Source organism: Luteibacter sp. P1_D3 (genome assembly GCF_056406135.1).
This window is the reverse complement of sequence record NZ_JBFUAT010000002.1, coordinates 158,618-175,695: the sequence shown is the minus strand read 5'-3', so window position 1 is coordinate 175,695 and position 17,078 is coordinate 158,618. Positions and strand designations below refer to the sequence as shown.

Annotated in this window: 18 protein-coding genes; 10 read left to right on the top strand and 8 right to left on the bottom strand. The window is 66.3% G+C overall.

The window, feature by feature from the left end; translation table 11 throughout:
* Positions 1-54 precede the first annotated feature (54 nt).
* The 8 genes from dusB to AC1DYM_RS02810 form a co-directional block, all read right to left on the bottom strand.
* A complete protein-coding gene (gene dusB, locus AC1DYM_RS02845; RefSeq protein WP_477335748.1) occupies positions 55-1,041 on the bottom strand; it encodes a tRNA dihydrouridine synthase DusB in 987 nt (328 codons plus the stop codon).
* 54 nt (positions 1,042-1,095) lie between these two features.
* A complete protein-coding gene (locus AC1DYM_RS02840; protein WP_477335746.1) occupies positions 1,096-2,412 on the bottom strand; it encodes a S8 family serine peptidase in 1,317 nt (438 codons plus the stop codon).
* Between the two features lie 10 nt (positions 2,413-2,422).
* On the bottom strand, positions 2,423-3,061 hold the full coding sequence (locus AC1DYM_RS02835) for an anti-sigma factor (RefSeq protein ID WP_477335744.1): 639 nt from the start codon (positions 3,059-3,061) through the stop codon (positions 2,423-2,425).
* Complete coding sequence (locus AC1DYM_RS02830; RefSeq protein ID WP_477335742.1) at positions 3,058-3,642, bottom strand: RNA polymerase sigma factor; 585 nt, start codon at positions 3,640-3,642, stop codon at positions 3,058-3,060. The genes AC1DYM_RS02835 and AC1DYM_RS02830 overlap by 4 nt, the downstream gene beginning before the upstream one ends.
* A gap of 65 nt (positions 3,643-3,707) precedes the next feature.
* Positions 3,708-4,421, bottom strand: a complete 714-nt coding sequence (locus AC1DYM_RS02825) for a TorF family putative porin (protein WP_477335740.1) — start codon at positions 4,419-4,421, stop codon at positions 3,708-3,710.
* 84 nt (positions 4,422-4,505) lie between these two features.
* Positions 4,506-4,934: a c-type cytochrome gene (locus AC1DYM_RS02820; protein WP_477335738.1), complete on the bottom strand. Its 429-nt coding sequence runs from the start codon at positions 4,932-4,934 to the stop codon at positions 4,506-4,508.
* A complete protein-coding gene (locus tag AC1DYM_RS02815) occupies positions 4,900-6,243 on the bottom strand; it encodes a cytochrome C (RefSeq protein WP_477335736.1) in 1,344 nt (447 codons plus the stop codon). The genes AC1DYM_RS02820 and AC1DYM_RS02815 overlap by 35 nt, the downstream gene beginning before the upstream one ends.
* A 25-nt stretch (positions 6,244-6,268) precedes the next feature.
* The gene (locus tag AC1DYM_RS02810) at positions 6,269-6,778 is read right to left on the bottom strand and encodes a cytochrome b (RefSeq protein WP_477335734.1); all 510 of its coding nucleotides are present in this window, start codon (positions 6,776-6,778) and stop codon (positions 6,269-6,271) included.
* Between the two features lie 237 nt (positions 6,779-7,015).
* Here AC1DYM_RS02810 and AC1DYM_RS02805 point away from each other — a divergent pair, with 237 nt between their 5' ends.
* From AC1DYM_RS02805 to AC1DYM_RS02760, 10 genes are read left to right on the top strand one after another with little or no spacing between them, the layout of a single operon-like run.
* A complete protein-coding gene (locus AC1DYM_RS02805; RefSeq protein WP_477335732.1) occupies positions 7,016-7,441 on the top strand; it encodes a sugar 3,4-ketoisomerase in 426 nt (141 codons plus the stop codon).
* Positions 7,442-7,454: 13 nt separating this feature from the next.
* Positions 7,455-8,567 (top strand): DegT/DnrJ/EryC1/StrS family aminotransferase, encoded by a 1,113-nt coding sequence (locus AC1DYM_RS02800; RefSeq protein WP_477335730.1) that lies wholly within the window; start codon positions 7,455-7,457, stop codon positions 8,565-8,567.
* Positions 8,564-9,820: an O-antigen translocase gene (locus AC1DYM_RS02795; protein WP_477335728.1), complete on the top strand. Its 1,257-nt coding sequence runs from the start codon at positions 8,564-8,566 to the stop codon at positions 9,818-9,820. Before AC1DYM_RS02800 ends, AC1DYM_RS02795 begins: the two co-directional genes overlap by 4 nt.
* Complete coding sequence (locus AC1DYM_RS02790; RefSeq protein ID WP_477335726.1) at positions 9,817-10,764, top strand: glycosyltransferase; 948 nt, start codon at positions 9,817-9,819, stop codon at positions 10,762-10,764. Before AC1DYM_RS02795 ends, AC1DYM_RS02790 begins: the two co-directional genes overlap by 4 nt.
* The gene (locus AC1DYM_RS02785; RefSeq protein ID WP_477335724.1) at positions 10,761-11,924 is read left to right on the top strand and encodes a hypothetical protein; all 1,164 of its coding nucleotides are present in this window, start codon (positions 10,761-10,763) and stop codon (positions 11,922-11,924) included. The genes AC1DYM_RS02790 and AC1DYM_RS02785 overlap by 4 nt, the downstream gene beginning before the upstream one ends.
* Entirely contained in the window at positions 11,900-12,736 is an 837-nt protein-coding gene (locus AC1DYM_RS02780) for a Wzz/FepE/Etk N-terminal domain-containing protein (RefSeq protein WP_477335722.1), read from the top strand. The genes AC1DYM_RS02785 and AC1DYM_RS02780 overlap by 25 nt, the downstream gene beginning before the upstream one ends.
* A 24-nt stretch (positions 12,737-12,760) precedes the next feature.
* Positions 12,761-13,591 carry a class I SAM-dependent methyltransferase gene (locus AC1DYM_RS02775; RefSeq protein WP_477335720.1) on the top strand — a complete coding sequence of 277 codons (831 nt, stop codon included), beginning with the start codon at positions 12,761-12,763 and terminating at the stop codon, positions 13,589-13,591.
* Positions 13,592-13,616: 25 nt separating this feature from the next.
* A complete protein-coding gene (locus AC1DYM_RS02770) occupies positions 13,617-14,828 on the top strand; it encodes an amidohydrolase family protein (protein WP_477335962.1) in 1,212 nt (403 codons plus the stop codon).
* On the top strand, positions 14,825-15,526 hold the full coding sequence (locus AC1DYM_RS02765) for a class I SAM-dependent methyltransferase (RefSeq protein ID WP_477335960.1): 702 nt from the start codon (positions 14,825-14,827) through the stop codon (positions 15,524-15,526). The genes AC1DYM_RS02770 and AC1DYM_RS02765 overlap by 4 nt, the downstream gene beginning before the upstream one ends.
* Positions 15,523-17,067 carry a B12-binding domain-containing radical SAM protein gene (locus tag AC1DYM_RS02760; protein ID WP_477335718.1) on the top strand — a complete coding sequence of 515 codons (1,545 nt, stop codon included), beginning with the start codon at positions 15,523-15,525 and terminating at the stop codon, positions 17,065-17,067. Before AC1DYM_RS02765 ends, AC1DYM_RS02760 begins: the two co-directional genes overlap by 4 nt.
* Positions 17,068-17,078: the final 11 nt, after the last annotated feature.

The window sequence follows — 17,078 nt, the reverse complement described above, 5'->3', positions numbered from 1 at the left end:
CTGTGGCGAGCACCCATCGCCGATGAATCGGCTCCTACCAACGGCCGGGCCTTGCTAGGCGGCCAGCGTGAGGCCGGCTTCCAGCGCGTCAAAATACTCGCGGGTCAGCCGCATTTGCGTGGCGGCGTCTTCGGCGCGGTTGACGACGTCGCGGAATGCCGCGTTCTCCGGGCGGTCCTTCGCATACCAGCCCAGGTGCTTGCGCGCGATGCGCACGCCCATCTTCTCGCCGTAGAACGTGTACAGATGCTCGAGGTGGCCGCAGAGGATGTCGCGGACCTCGGTGGGCGTCGGCGCGGCGAGGTGCTCGCCGGTGTCGAGGAAATGCGCGATCTCACGGAAGATCCACGGGCGGCCCTGCGCGCCACGGCCGACCATGATGGCGTCGGCGCCGGTTGCCGCGAGTACCTCGCGTGCTTTCTCCGGGGTGACGACATCGCCGTTGGCCATGACCGGGATGCGCACGCTGGCCTTCACCGCCGCGATGGTCGCGTATTCGGCATCGCCTTCGTATTTATCGGCGCGCGTACGCCCGTGCACGGCAAGCGCGGCGATGCCGGCATCCTCGGCGATGCGGGCGATGGTCAGCGCGTTGCGGTTGTCGCGGTCCCAGCCGGTGCGGATTTTCAGGGTCACGGGGATATCGACGGCCTTGACCACGGCGGCGAGGATACGTGCCACCAGCGGTTCGTCCTGCAACAGCGCGGAGCCCGACCAGACATTGCAGACTTTCTTCGCCGGGCAGCCCATGTTGATGTCGACGATCTGCGCGCCGTTATCCGCGTTGTATTTCGCGGCCTCGGCGAGCATGCCGGGGTCATAGCCCGCGATCTGCACGCTGACCGGTTCCGGTTCGCCGTCGTGGTCCATGCGGCGCAGCGACTTGGTCGTGTTCCACAGGCGCGGGTCGGCGGTGGTCATCTCGGACACGGCAAGGCCTGCCCCCATGCGCTTGCAGAGGAGGCGGAAGGGCTTGTCGGTGACGCCAGCCATGGGCGCGAGCACCACGCCGGGTGCGATGGAGTAGGGGCCGATGCGCATGGGACGATTTTACGCGATCCGCGGCGCGGACGCGTTCAGGCTGTCGCGGACCGCTCAGCGGGCGTTTCTGGCAGTCTTTTTCACGGCGGCGACGGCCGCCGCGGCATTGACCTCGAGCATGCCCTTCTTCTGCTCGCTGGTACGCAGGAGGATGGCGTGCACTGACGCCGGGTCGAGCCTGGGTGCCAGTGAGAGCATCAGGGCGACGATGCCGCTGACGTGCGCCGTGGCCATGGACGAGCCCGAGCTGAAGTCGTAGCCGCCGCCGGGCTGGGTCGTCAGGATGTCGTTGCCCGGTGCGCTGACCACGCCGGCGGGCGCGGCGTCGGACGCACTGGTGCGGACCACGATGACGCCGGGGGCGCCGTCGGGAAAGCCGCTCAGCTTGCCGTCCGGTGGCATGGCAGTGATGACGATGCGGCCCTCGCTGAGGATCTTGGCGAGCAGCTTGCTGAGGAGGGGGTCGGCCGGACCGCCCAGGCTGAGATTGACGATGCGTGCGTCCGTATCGTTCACCGCGGCCAGTGCCTTGGCCAGGGTGAACGAGTTACAGCGCGCGCCACCCCGGGCGTCGGGCGGGTACCAGCACGCCTTGTAGACACTGAGCCTGGCCTTGGGTGCGATACCGACCATGCCCTGATGGTTGTCGCCGATGGCCGCGATGATGCCGGCCACTTCGGTGCCGTGGCTGTCGCGGTCGAACGCCGACGTATCGTTATCGACGACATTGCGCGTATCGCCGATATGTCCGCTCAGGTCGGGATGGCTCATGTCTACGCCGGTATCGACGATGGCGACGCGAACGCCTTCTCCCTGACTCACGTTGTGGGCCAGCGCGGCGTCGGTTTCCACGAACCCGCGCTGCAGGTCGGCGTAGGGATCGTTGTATTTGTGTGCGTCGCCGGCTGTGTTACCGGTCCTGGTGTCGGCGGAGTACACCGAATAATCCTGCAGCGGCTGGGCGAGCTGCACGCGGCTGTCTTTTTGTAACGCGGCGATCAGCTGATCGCGGTCCACCCCCGGCGCCGGGTGGAGCACGACGCAGTACAGATCCAGCGCCTTGATCGGCCAGCCACTGACTTCCTGCAAGCCGTAGCGCTGTTTCAGGTCCGCGAGTTCGGCGATCGCCCGCTCCCCGGCACCGTAGTGCGCGGAAGGTGTGTAACCGAGCAGGCTGGAGCCCGCGTGCGTCGCCGCCGGTGCCAGCGGATTGGAAACCGCGAGCACGATGTCACGCTGGCTGTCCATGCGCTCGACCGAGTCGGTCGGCGAGGCTTTGGTACTCGCATCCGTCGATGGCAACGGACGCGCCGGGGCACACGCCGTCAACGTGGCAAGCAGACCCAGCAGTGCGATCACGCCGATCTTCATGGGCCGATCTTCATGGATTGGCGTTGACCGGTTCGGCGAGGCGAACACCATGTGCCACGCGCAGTCGCTGCACGACGGCGGGGGACGTCGCAGCACCCCCCGAAGGCATCACGGTATACGCGCCCACATCGTTCGGGCCGCCGATCACCTGCAACTGCATCGTGCGGAGCAGGGCGCTCCAGTCGGCGAGTCTCATGGCCGCGTCGGGAACGACGTGGATCGCGCCCGCCGGCACCGACGGCGCCTGCTGGCTCAGTGTGCGATAGGCCGGCGGCGGTGTGCCTTCGGCCCAGAATCTCGCGCCCAGGGCGCCCAGGCCGATCGCCTGGATGAGCACGGCGGCGACCAGGGCACGGGTCAGCCAGCTACCACCGGCGACACGCGCGGGTGCGGTTTCCACTTCGGGTGCATCGATGCGGGCGAGCAGGCGGCGCAGGCCGAGTTCGGGGTCGATGGAGACATCCGCCGGCAGCGACATGGCCAGGCGCAGGCGTTTCTGTTGTTCGAACTCGGCGCGGCAACCATCGCATTCGGCCAGGTGGCTCATCAGCCACTCGGTCTGTTCCTGCGGCGCACTGTCCTGGAGTACCCAGGGCATGGCTTCCCAGGCGCGGGCGCAATCGCGGCCGGTATCCGTCGGCATCCTCATGGCGCATTCTCCTTCGTAACGGACGTCGCGCCGGCAAGCCCCGGGAGCACGTTGCGCAGTTTCACCCGAGCGTGGAACAGGCGTGCTTTCACCGTGCCGACCGGGCACTGCATGATGACGGCGACATCGTCCAGGCTGTGGCCGACGCCGTAGACGAGTTCGATCACGACCCGCTGGTCCACCGTGAGGCGGTCCATCCCCTTGCCGAGCCAGTCACGCAATTCGCGGTCTTCGTCGGGGTCGTGGGAGGGGATGCGGTCTTCGGGAACGGAATCTTCGTCGACCGGTTCGCTGCCGTGCTGGCGAAGGGCTTTCAGCCCACAGCGGTATGCGATGCCCATGATCCAGGTGGATACACGCGAGTCGCCGTGGAAGCTGCCGGCCTTCTGCCAGGTGATCCACAGGCAGTCGTTGATGACTTCCTCGATGATGTCCGCGCGCCGGGTCAGGCGCGACAGGAATCGGCACAATCGCCCGTGATAGCTGCGGTAAAGCACGGTCAGCGCTGTGCGGTCGCCTGCCGCCATCCGCTGGAGCAGGAGGCGATCGGTGGTATCGGCGTCGGTGTCCGCGTCATTCATGGGCTGTGGGAACAAGTCGGGAGGCCAGCGTGAGTACCCCTTTCGAGGGGAAAGGTTGCGCCGGCTCAGAACGCCTTCGATACGGTCGCATTCCATCGTGAGACTGACGGCGATCCGTCAGGTCGTGGCGCGTGCTCGGTGATGATGCGTTTGAGTTCCACCCGCCAGCCGTCATTCTCCCACGCCAGTCCGGCGTGTCCGTATTGATAGCGAGGGTACTCCCGATTGTAGGGCGGGATCAGGTACTGGGCCGTTCCCACGCTGGCGGTCACGGAAAGATGCGGAGCGATGGGCCAGCGGAAACCGATATCCGCCGCGCAACGCGGGCCGCGGCCGCCCGTATGGACGAGCCGGGCCTCGGAAATACCAAGCGTAAGGACATCGCGATAGATCCAGTTGGCTCCCAGTTCCACGCGGTCGTAGGTTCGCCAATGGGAATCGTTGCCGTAGCGGTAGTAGAGCAAGCTGGTCTGCATTTGCCAGTCGGTGGACAGCGACCACGCATACGCGGCCTGGGCCAGGGCCTCGACCACCTGTCCGGGTGAGCGCGTCTCGGTGCTCGCCGACAGGCCGAGCGACCAGCCCGAAGGCGTGGTCCAGGAGAGAGCACCCTGGAGCACCGGGGTCTTCGGCGTAACAGCCAGCCCACGATCGACCAGCTGGTTGCTGATCGCCACGACGCCACCGACGCTTGCCGACTGGGCGTGCGGCGCCCCACAGGGAAGGCCGAGCAGCAGGGTTGCCCCGAGGGCGAGGCAGGCACGCCAACGCGTCGGCAAGGTGGAGAGCCACCGTGCCGACCCTATCCCCCTGCGTGTGGAGCTGGGGTCGCTTTGCCGCATCACGTCGTCATTCAGATGGGTTCAGTGCACGCTGCTCAGGTAAGACAGGAGATCGTCCAGCTGCTTCGCGTCGGTGAGTCCATCGTATTTCATCTTCGTGCCAGGGTTGGCCTGTTTGGCGGGTTGGGACAGGTACCAGTGGAGCTTGTCCGCGGTCCACACCCAGTTCGCCTGTTTCAGGGCATCGGAATAGCTGTAGTCGGCGATGCTGCCCGACTGGCGTCCGACGATACCGAACAGGCTGGGGCCTTTCTTGTTGCGACCTTCCTTCACGGTATGGCACTCGGCGCACTCGGACTTGAAGACGTCGGCTCCTGCGGTGGCGTCGCCGGCCCGTGCGGCTGGGGATGCCGCGAGCCAGCCGACCACGAGCGCACCCAGCGCGATGCCATGCAGCCACCGGCCGCGATGAGCCTCAGAACGCCACGCTTGCGGAAAGGGAGAAAGCATTCAGATCTCCTGCACGAGTAGGTTGGACGCCAGGGGGAGCGCCGAAGATGTTGGTCTCGCGACCGTTGAACCGCGTGATGCGGTACCAGGTGGCAGCCAGCTTGAGGTTGGCGATGGTGGTGTACGAATCGTCCTTGCCGAACGGCGCCCAGAACAACGTGATCATGTTGCTCGTGGCGTCCGGATCGCCGAACGGTGGATAGCGCACGCTGTCACGCGTACCCGTGCTCAGCATGTGCGACACGGCGAGGCTGTACGTCTGGTGGAAGGTGTAGGTCGCGGTGAGCGTCTGGTCGCGGACATCGCCGCGATCCGGAGCGACCACGCCACCGGGACCGAACAGGTCCGCGCCATAGTGACGCTGCTCGAGGATATTGACGTAGCTCAGCTGGAGGATGTGCTCGCGATTGCCGAGGTACTGGTAAGTCAGGTCGTAGCCCAGATCGGTGAGCTTGTCGCTGGGGCCCGAGCGAGGCAGCGAGCGATCGGTCGTGAGCGCCACGACGCCGGCCGAGAAGAACTGCGTCTTCATGTCCTTCATGTACGCGAAGCGGAAGTAGCCGGTGTCGTGAAGCTTGCCGGGATCGCTGGCGATGTTGTAACCGAAGTGGTCCTGCGTCGAGGTGGGCAGCGATCGATAGGTGCCTGCTTCGCTGTACCAGTTCTTGTCGTAGAGGGCATACATCGTGGCGCCGATGACGCGGTCRGTCGGCGCATTCGGCGTGGCCAGACTGAGGAACGTGCCAGTGACGCCCACCGGCGAGATGAACGATGCGTTCGGCAGGGCGGCGATCGGATCCTGGAAGCCGGGGCTGTTGTTCACGCTCACGCCGAGCGTGAGGTCCTTCCCGCCGAGCTTCAGTTCCTTGGCGACGAAGCGCAGGTCGAGGTTGCTCAGTCGCGTGTTGTACGTGTCGTGTCCGGTGCGATCGGCCTCGATCTTTACGAAGCCACCGACCTGGTCGGTCAGACGACCGGCGAGGTAGAGATCGCCCTCGGACAGGTCGGTCGAGCTCTTACCCGTGGCCGGGTTCGTGTACGTTTCCTTCAACTGGCCCGACACCGGAACCTTGAAGCCCTTGCCATCGGTATCGGTATAGCCGTTGAGCTTGAAGCGCATGCCGTACGGCGTGAGTTGCGGACCGTAGGAACCCGCGTGACAGTCCGCGCAGGCGGAGCCCGTCTGCCGTGCATAGGCCGGGATCGCCTGTACCGATGTGCTGGCGAGCATCAGCAGGGCAGCGACGGCCCAGCCCAGGTGTGCGGGGCGTGCCCAGCGGCGAACGCTTCGAATCAGAGGGGACAACATGACACTCCTTGTTTTCTCGGGTTGATCAGCGACGACGCTTGGGCCACATCCGGCGGAGCATGCCGTCGCGCATGACGAAGTGGTGCCAGAGCGCGGCGGCGATATGCAGGCTTATGAGGCCGAGTAGCAACCAGGCGGCATCCAGGTGCCAGGCCTGCAAGCTGTCGGCGAGGTCTTCGTCGGCCGCCACTAGATTGGGTAGCGTGGCGCCGAACAGATGCACGGGCTTGCCCTGCGCACTGCTCAGTGCCCAGCCAAGCAGGGGCAAAGTGACCAGCAACGCGTAGAGCGCGATATGGGTGAGGCCGGCGGCGACGCGCATCGGCCAGGGGGCATCGCCCGCCGGTGGCAGCTTGCCGGCCCTCAGGCGCACGACGACGCGGATGACGAACAGGGCCAGCACGAAGAGGCCGAAATGACGGTGCCCTTCGAGCAGCCAGAGGCGTACGGCGCGTCCGTCGAGCTGGTCGCGAGTGAGGATGAACGCCGCGGCCATGGCCACGCAGATCACGGTGAGCCAATGCAGGATGCGCATCCGGCGGGGCAGGGGCGCGGGGCCCCGACGTCCCTCGTGCGCCAACCGGTAACCCCGTGACGGGCTGCCCTTCAATGGAAACACCCTGTTCAGTCCCATGCCCGAGCTGCCCTTCGCATCGCTGCCAATGCGATTGAGTGCCGCCTGGGCGGCGGAAGGTTGCCGCAACCTTTGACGGCAGGCCCGGCACTCAGTTTTCGTAACCCGCCATCAACGCAACAGGGCCTGGCCGACACCATGGACATCGAGCGCATCCAGTTACAGAAGCACGGCGACAGCCGGGGCATGCTCGTTTCCCTGGAGCAGAACCGGAACGTGCCCTTCGACATTCGCCGCGTTTATTACATCTTTGCCAACACGCCCGACGTGCACCGTGGGCAGCATGCCCACCGTCACCTCACGCAGCTGGCGGTCCCGGTGCGTGGCTCGGTCACGCTCCTGCTCGACGACGGCACGGGTCCGGCGACGGTCGTGCTCGACGATCCCACGCAAGGTCTCCTGCTCGGCAGCATGGTCTGGCGCGAGTTGTACGACTTCAGCGACGACTGCGTGCTGATGGTGCTCGCGGACCAGTTCTACGATCCAGCCGACTACATCACCGACTACGCTCAGTTCCTGCGCGAAGTGCACGGCGTGCGTTATGTGGAAGGGCTGGCCCTGTGACGCCGGCCGCGTAATGGACGTGTCCTTCCTCGATGTGCGTGCCATCAATGCGCGCCATGCGGACGAGCTGAAGGCCGCCGCCGCGCGCGTGATCGACTCGGGCTGGTACGTCCTCGGCGAGGAAGTGGCCGCGTTCGAAGGTGAGTTCGCCCAGTGGTGCGGCGTGCCTCATGCGGTCGGTGTCGGCAATGGCCTCGACGCACTCGTACTGATCCTTCGCGCGTATCGCTCGTTGGGTCGTCTGGCGGAGGGCGACGAGGTGATCGTGCCGGCCAACACGTTCATTGCGAGCTTCCTTGCGATCACGCAGAGCGGGCTGGTGCCCGTCGCGGTGGAACCGGACACGCAGACCTTCAACCTGGACCCGGCGCGCATCGAGGCGGTCATCGGGCCGCGAACGCGGGCGATCATGCCGGTGCATCTTTACGGCCAACTGGCCGACATGCCTACTATCTCGGCCATCGCGCGTCGGCACGACCTGCTGGTGATCGAGGATGCGGCGCAGGCACATGGCGCGACCTGGTCCGGCCGCCGTGCCGGCGCCTTCGGCGACGCCGCCGCCTTCAGCTTCTTTCCCGCCAAGAACCTGGGCGCGCTCGGCGACGGTGGCGCGATCGTCACCGCCGATCCCGAACTGGCGCAGCGGGTCGCCGCGCTGCGCAACTACGGCTCGCTGGAAAAGTACCGTCATCTCTACCAGGGCGTGAACTCACGACTGGACGAAATGCAGGCAGCGATGCTGCGCGTGAAACTGAAATATGTCGATGCGGATGTCGGCCGTCGTCGCGCGATCGCGCGACGCTACATCGCCGCCATCCATCATCCCGAGATCGCCTTGCCGCTTGTGTCCGCCGAGGAGCGTCACGCGTGGCATTTGTTTGTCGTGCGCAGCGCGCATCGCGATGCGCTGCAGGCGCACCTGCTGGCCCAGGGCGTTCACGCGCAGGTTCACTATCCCGTGGCGCCACACCGGCAGCTGGCGTACGCAGGCGAGCTGCCGGAAACCCTGCCCTTGACCGAGCGTCTGCACGATGAGGTCCTGAGCCTGCCGATCGGGCCGACCCTGGACCACGGCGGTGTCGAGCGCGTCGTTGCCGCGTGCATGAGCTTCAGGCCGCCGGCATGAACCTGGCGCGTGCCGGCTTCTATTCGGCGATCGGGACCGCCGCGCGCCTGCTGGCCGGGCTTGTCGTGATCAAGCTCGTGGCATGGTTTGCCGGGCCCGAAGGTGTCGGCAGGCTGGGACAGTTCATGAGCCTGATGTCGCTGTTGGCCGTGCTTGCCGGCGGCGGTATCAGCGCGGGTATCGTCAAGTACGTGGCTGAGTACCGTAGCGATCCGCAACGTCTTTCGCGGCTGCTCGCCGCCGCGCTTTCCTATGCGCTATGCGCCTCGTGCCTGATGGGCCTCGCCGCCCTGGTCTTCAGCCGGCAGCTCGCCGTCTGGATACTCGGTGACGCGAGCTTCGCAAGCCTCATCCGCGTACTGGCGCTGGCCCAGCTGGGCATCGCCGCCGCGAACTATGTGCTGGCGGTGATCAATGGCTTCATGGACGTGCGGCGGCTCGCCTTCATTCAGGTGGTCGGTTCAGTGCTGGGCATCGCCATGGCGGCCTGGCTGGCCAGCCGTTTCCAGCTCTACGGCGCCTTGCTTGCCCTCGTCCTCGGCCAGCTGGCGTGGCTGGCGGTGGCGCTGCCTTCATGGTGGCGCAGCCCGTACTTCCGGCAGAGCCTGCCGCGCCTGCGCTTCGATCGCGAAATGAACGGCCGGCTGGCCGCCTTCTCGCTGATGACGATCAGTTCGGCGGTGTTGCCGCCGCTGGTGAACATCGCGGTGCGCGATCACCTCGCGCTGCGCTTCGGCTGGCAAGACGTGGGGAACTGGCAGGCGGTGAGCAAGGTATCCGACGCCTACCTGCTCTTCCTTACCGCCGCGATCAACATCTACTACCTGCCCAAGCTCGCCTCGATCAGCGGGCGCGTCGCGCTGGTAGGTGAGCTGCGTAACGCCTACCGGCACATCCTGCCTGCGGTGATCGTGCTCGCCGCCCTGGTCTACGTGGCACGTGGCTGGGTCACGCGGATCCTCTTCAGCACGGACTTCACGACGGCCGAAGCGCTCTACGCGCCGCAACTGATCGGCGACGTGGTCAAGATCGCCTCGTTCGTCCTTTCCTACGTGATGCTGGCGAAGGCGATGACCCGGTTGTTCGTGGCCTCGGAGATCGCCTTTGGCCTGAGTTACCTGCTGCTCGTTTACCTGTGCACGGCGCATTTCGGCCTGGTCGGCGCGATGTACGCCTTCGCCATCAACTACGTGGGCTACCTGCTCTTCAACCTGCTGGTGGTCCGTCACTACCTGGGAGGGCTGCGCACATGACCGCCGACCTGGACGAAGGCACACGCACCCCCCTGGTATCGGTGCTCATCCCCGCCTTTAATCACGAGGGCTTCGTGGAGCGCTGCCTGGACAGCGTGCTGGAGGATCCCTATCCGGCCAAAGAGATCGTCATCATTGATGACGGATCCACCGATCATACCGCCGAGCGGATCGCGCATTGGGTGGCGGCACATGGCAGCGAGATTCCCGTGGAGTTCGTGCGTCGGGAGAATCGTGGGATCGCGGCGACGCTCAACGAACTGGCGGCGCGCTCGCACGGTGAGTTCCTCCGTATCGGTGCCAGCGACGATTACCTGCTCCCCGGCGGACTCCAGGCGCAGGTGGGCTACCTGCTGTCGCATCGGAACAAGGGCGCGGTGATCGGCGACTCGATCGTGATCGATGGCGAAGGGAACCGGCTCTACGACAGTGGCATGTGCGACCTGCATGGCGCGGACAAACGCCTCTACGATTCCAGTGACGGCATCCGTCGCGCGGTGATCGGCCATTGGGCGGTGGGCGGCCCGGTCACGCTGTTGCGCAAGAGCGTGCTCGAGACGGTTGCCCGCTGGACCGAGGGCCTGCGCATCGATGACTGGGACATGTTCCTGCGCCTGGCCGCGCGCGACGCGATCGGCTTCATCGATGTCACCGTCTGCGCCTATCGCCTGCACGGCGCGAATTTCAGCAAGACCCGGCACACGGCGACGCGCATCGTGAACCTCATCGAATCGCGCGAGGTGGCGATGAGCCGTGTCTGCCTGTTCGACGAGCCTTATCGCACGTTGCTGCGCGCGCAAACCCAGTTCATCGCCGCGAAGATCGCCTTCCTGCAGAAGCGTCACACGCGCGTCGCCCTGCACCTGGCCACCTACGCGTCCCTGGTGTTGCTGTCGAAGCTGCGTCTGCACCGCGCTGCTCATACCCACGCGGAAGGTGTATGAAGCGGTTCCTTCGCCTGCCTTCGACGTACATTGCCTGGCCTTTCCTGTTTGCCTGCGCGATCACCTGGTTTGCCTACGACTTTCCGGCGGGCTACCTGCAGGGAATGGTCTTGCTCGTGATCGTGGCCGCAGGCATCGTCCTCGTCGACGCCTTCGCGGGTATCCGCCTGCCGTCGGTGGCACGCCTTCGTGAACGGAACTACGCCGGCAGCCGCGAGGCCCTGGTCGCTCTCATCTTTGCCGCAGTGGTGATCGTCTTCTGCGGGCTCGACCTGGCCCTGTTCCCCATACCCTTGATCGACAATCCCGCCTCGTACGCGACGATGGAGCCGGGCCGTGAACACGTCCGGCACATCTCCTCGCTGTGCTGGACCTTGCCGCCGATCGGCTTGCTCTGCACGCGCCAGCGTGGCCTGCGCAACGCGCTCATCGCGATCGGCCTGGTCTTTCCGGTGCTGGTGATCGACCGCAACCGGATCTTCGCCGCGCTGTTTTCCTTCGCCCTGGTGATCCTGTTCCGGCGCGATCCGCATCGCCCCCTGCCATGGAAATCCGTCGGCGTGATCGGCGTGATCGGCGCCGGCGTGTTTTCCATACTCGGCGCCGTGCGCTCCGGGTCGCTGGACAACGTGAAGCTACCCTTCAGCGCGCTGTACCTGGCTTCGCCCCAGGGCATCAAGTGGCTGGTGCTTTACATGAGCGCGGGGCCGTACAACTTCGCGTCGATGGTGGCCAAGGGCTATGCCGATACGAGCATCCTGGTCAGCCAGCTGGTCCCGCTCAGCGGACCGCCGGCGACGGCCAGCATTCCGTTCGACGCGGCCAACATCAATGTCGGCACCGAGTTCCTGCCGTTCCTTCTTGCCTTCGGTCCGGTGGGCGCCGTCGCCTCGATGCTCCTGCTCTATGCGCTTCTGCTGTGGAGCGTGCGCCGCCTTCGTGCCTCGGTGTCGCTGTTCTCGCTGTTGATCTTCCTGCGCGTGGCCTATGTCTGCGTGATGTCGCCCTTCGCGCCGCAAGCCTTCATCTGGACCAACGCCGTCTTCATCGTCCTCTGTCTGTTCATGCAGCTCTTCGCGGCGTTGCTGCCAAGCCGACGTGACCGGGCCCTTCTCCATCCCATCGAGCCCCACGCATGGAACCGAACGAGATCTACCTGATCGACCTGTGGCACATCTTCCGTCGCGAGTGGCGCTGGTTCATCGCCGTGCTCGTCGTGGTGCTCAGTCTCACGGTCGCCTGGCTGCACACGACGCGCAGCCAGTGGGAGGCCAACGCCTGGATACAGGTCGGCCAGGTCGCTTCGGCACCGCCCGGCCAGGACCTCAAGACGGAGCCGATGCTTCGCGTGACCGCTCGCGTGCAGTCGGAGGCATTCCAGGAGGATGTGATCCGTCGCCTGGGACTGAGTCCGGAGTCGGCTGACGCGGGGCTGTATCGGTCCAGCATGAAGACCGATCCCCAGTTCTACGCCAACTTCTTCAAGCTCACCGTCCGCGCCTACTCGGCCGCCCAGGCGAGCGACCTGGCCAAGGCGTCGGTCGACGCCTTGCAGGCGATCCATCGGGGTATCGATGCCTTGCCGCTGAAGCTCGCCCACGACCGGCTCGAGGAACTGGAGAGCAACCTGCGCATCGCGCTGGCGGACCGCGATCGCCTCATGGCCTCGACGACGTCGGCCGATCGCACGGCGGCTGCGCTCGCGGGGGTCCTGCTGGCCAGCAAGAACGAAGATATCCGCGCGCTGCAGCAGGCGCACAGTGAACTGCTGGTGCGGCTGGCACCCAATTACACCTATGAGACGTCGATGCCCTGGCCGATCGCCGTCTCGTCAGGCCGCGTCTTTCCCAACGGGGTGTTGACCCTCGGCATCGGCACGGTCTTCGGCCTGTTCCTTGGCGGCGTCGCGGCGATTGCGCGCAATGCGCTGCGGCGTCGTTCAACCAAAGCGGCGCCGCCCGGCACTCACTGATCCGATCCCCCGGAAACGACTGCCATGAGTGCTCAATCGACGCCTGAACCGATCGACGACGCGCGTCTGCTGGACACGCAGCGGGCGTTCGACAGCGTCGCCGCCGACTACGACGGACCGCGTGGTAACAACGCGCTCATCCAGCGGATGCGCCAGACGTTGTGGGACACGGTGACGGCCGCACTTGGCAACCATGCGCGGCTGCTCGACATCGGTTGCGGCACCGGCATCGACGCAGCCGAATTCGCCCGGCGCGGTCACGCGGTCGTGGCGACGGACTGGTCGCCGTCGATGGTCGCGCGCACGGATTCCCGCGCAGGCGACCCGGCGCTGGGCGGACGGTTGAGTGCCCGCCATCTCGGCGTGCAACAGCTCGATCGGCTCGAGGGTACGTTCGACGGTGTCTATTCGAATTTCGGCCCACTCAACTGCGCACCGGACCTGGAGGACGTGGCCAACCAGTGCGCGCGCCTCGTTCGCCCGGGCGGGGTCATGGTCTTCTCGGTGATGGGCCGGATCTGCCCGTGGGAAGCGGTGCACTACGCCCTGCGCGGACGCTTCCGTCGTGCTGCGGTGCGCGCCGCGCGAGGCGCGACGGCCGTCGGCATGAATCGCCACACCATCTGGACGAAGTACTACCTGCCGCGCGAGTTCTATCGCCCTTTCGCGGAGCACTTCCAGCTGGCCAGCTACAGCGCGCTGAGCCTGTTCATGCCGCCACCGTACATGGTCGATCGCTACGAGCGGCAACCGGCGCGCTACGAGCGCCTGGGCAGGCTCGACGATCGGTTCGGCACGTGGCCCCTGTTACGCGACATGGGCGACCACTTCCTGATCGTGATGCGTCGGCGCTGACGGCATGTCCGCGTCACTGACAGCGATGCGTTCGGTGCTGGAGGGTGGCCTGACCACGCTGCCGCATGCCGCGTCGCGAGCACCGTTGCCGCTGCACGGGGGGCGTGTCGCCGCGACGTCTGCCGGTGACGCTTATCGCGTCGACGTTCACGGGCACCGCATTTTCCCCGGCCTGATCAATGCGCACGAACACCTTCAGGTCAATGCGGTGCCCGCCCTGCGCGGCGCGGGCCCGTTCCCGAACAGCTACGCGTGGATCGCCGCCTTCCAGCAACATTTCCAGGATGCCGAGGTGATCGCCGCGCTACGCGTGCCGAAGGCCGTACGGCTGCGCCATGGCGCCCTGAAGAACCTGCTCGCGGGGACCACGTTCGTCGTCCACCACGACCCCTGGCATCCGGTGCTCGACGCGGCGGACTTCCCCGTGTCGCTGCTGCGCGATCACGGATGGAGCTACGCGCTGGACGGTCCGGACTTCGGGCCGCCCGTACGCGACAGCTACGTCGCCACACCGGCCGACCGACCGTGGATCATCCACCTGGCCGAAGGCACGGACGCCGTCGCGGCGTCCGAGCTTGCACGCCTGGACGCGCTCGGCTGCCTCGGCGGCAATACGGTGCTGGTCCATGGCGTCGGACTGAGCGAAGACGACATCGAACGGGTCATCGCCCGCGATGCCGCCGTGGTCTGGTGTCCGGGCAGCAACAAGGCGCTCCTGGGTCGTACGCTCGATCCCCGTCGGCTGCATGCGGCCGGGCGCCTCACGCTGGGCAGCGACTCGCGGCTGAGCGGCCGGCGCGACCTCCTGGACGAGCTGAGTGCCGCCGCGACGAGTGGCGAGCTATCCCACACGGCCCTGCTTGCGTTGGTCACGACCGACGCCGCGCGCATCTTCCGTCTTGGCCTGCGCGGGAGTCTTGCCCCGGGTGCGCCGGCAGACCTCGTGATCGTGAGGGATCGCGATGGCCTGGCTGCGGACTCCCTGGTCGGCGTCGCGCGCAGCGATATCCGCGCGGTGGTACGCGATGGCGTGCCACGTGTCGCTGATCCGGACTTCGCGGACTGGTTCGCCGCGGCGGGCGTCGATGCCGTGCCCGTGCAGCTCGATGGCCAGCCGAAACTAATCGCCCGCGACCTCGTCGATCCCGCCGTCGTGGCTCTCGAGCCCGGCCTCGACCTGTCCCTTTCCGAAGACGAAGGCGAGTTCGATCTCGCTGTGGAGGCCCGGTGTCACTGACCTCACCCTTGCCCGAGCTGGATCCCCTGGAGGCCTATGCGCTGTGGTCGTCGAACTATCCGGCCCATGCGCACAACCCGGTCATGATGGCCGAGGAACGCGCGATGCTGGCCCTGATGCCCGAGGCGTTGCGCGGCAGGCATGTGCTGGACGCGGGCTGCGGCAGCGGACGGTACCTGCTTCACGCGCTTCGCCGCGGTGCCTCGCGGGTCACGGGCGTGGACCTTTCCCCCGCCATGCTCGAACGTGCGCGCGAGGCCCTCGGCGACTATGGCGACACGGCGCACGTCGATCTGCGGCAGGGCGACCTCGCCGCCCTGCCGCTGCCCGGCGCCATGGCCGACCTCACGGTCTGCGGCCTGACCATCGGCCACCTCGAGGCGCTCGCGCCCGCGTTGGGCGAACTGCGTCGTGCCACGCGTCCCGGGGGGCGCATCCTGTGCAGCGACGTGCATCCGATCGGGCATGCCCTCGGCTGGCAGCGTGATTTCCGCGCCGGCGGCCAGCGTTACGCCGTGCGCCATACGCGGCACCTTTACAGCCATTGGCACGCGGCCTGCGCGACGCTCGGTCTGGCGATCGAGCGCGTGGAGGAGCCGATGCTCGATCCCGCCGATATTCTCGTCGGCGCGCATTTCGATCCGATGGCCCTTGAACTCCCGGTGGCCATCGTCTTCCAGTTGAGGCGCATTGCGTGAACCCATTCAATACATCGACGCCCGACATCGGCGGTTCGCCGCGGACCTTGTTGATCAATCCCACGATCACCTCGCGTTCGAGTGCGCGATTCCCCCTGGCACTCCTGAACCTGGCAGCCGCGCTCGACCGTAACGGGCACAGCCAGATCGTCGATGGCAACGTTGATCGCGACCTCATCGGCGCGACACTGGCGGCGATCGAGAGCGACCGGTTCGACGCGATCGGCGTCAGCGTGATGGGCGGGCCGCAGATCGCGCCGTCGATCGAGGTGTCGCGCGTGATCCGTGAGCGATATCCACAGCTGCCGATCATCTGGGGCGGTTACTTTCCGACGCTCTATACGGACACGGCGCTCTCGGCCCCGTATGTCGATTACGCCATTCGCGGTCAGGCTGAAGAAAGCCTGCCGGAACTCGTGGCGGCGCTGGCGCGTCCGGGCACACCGGCCATCGCCAACATCGGCAGCCTGTCGTGGAAACACGATGGCGCGGTGGTGCACAACCCCAACCGACGCTTTTCGCTCGGCGACAGCGGCATCGTGCTGCCTTACGAGAAGCTGGGCGATCCGCGTCGTTACCTGGCACGTACCTTCCTCGGCGAGCGCACCGCCGCGCACCAGGCCGCCATCGGCTGCCGCTTCCGTTGCACGTTCTGTGGCGTGAACGCGATGTTCGGCGGCATGACCGCACTGCCTACGGCGAAACGCCTCGAGCGCGACCTCAGCTATCTCAAGTACGAGCTGGGCGCGGACTCCATCCAGTTCTTCGACCACAACTTCTTCGATCGCGAAGTGGACATGATTCCCTTGCTCGAAGTCATGGCGAAGCTGGAGATGCCGTGGTGGTGTTACGCCCGTTCCGACGCGCTGCTGAACCTTTCCGAGAGCACCTGGGACCTGGTGCGCAAGAGCCGCCTGCGCATGGCCTACGTTGGCGCGGAGTCGCCGAGCGGTGCCATGCTCAAGGAGATTCGCAAGGGCACCCGGCCCGACCAGACGCTGCAGGTGGCCGAACTGTGTCGCAAGAACGGGGTCATTCCCGAGCTGTCCTTCATGGTGGCGCCGCCGCAGAACACGCTGGAGGAAACCGAGCACACGTTCGAGTTCATCCGTGAACTCAAGCGTATCAATCCGGCCTCCGAAATCATCGTCTACATCTACACGCCGTTGCCGGAGAGCAGCAAGCACGAGAAGGATCGCGGCAAGCACGCCTCCATGCCGCTGCTCGATCTGCACGGCGAGCCGGTGGTCTTTCCCTCGTCGCCCGAAGAGTGGACGGAACGCCGCTGGGTGGACTACGCCTGCCACGCCGACGCGCCCTGGCTGACCGACGAGCTGCGTCGGCATATCCAGGATTTCGTGACGGTGCTGCGCTGCCGATTCCCCACCGTGCAGGACTTGCGTTCGCCCTCGTGGGCCAAGCGCGGGCTCAGCGCGATGGCCTCGTGGCGCTATCGCCGTCGTCAGTACGATCGCCCTTGGGAGTTGAACCTCGCGAACCGGCTCGTGCGCCTGCGCATGCCCCAGGTCTCCGGTCTCTAGGCGGGATACGT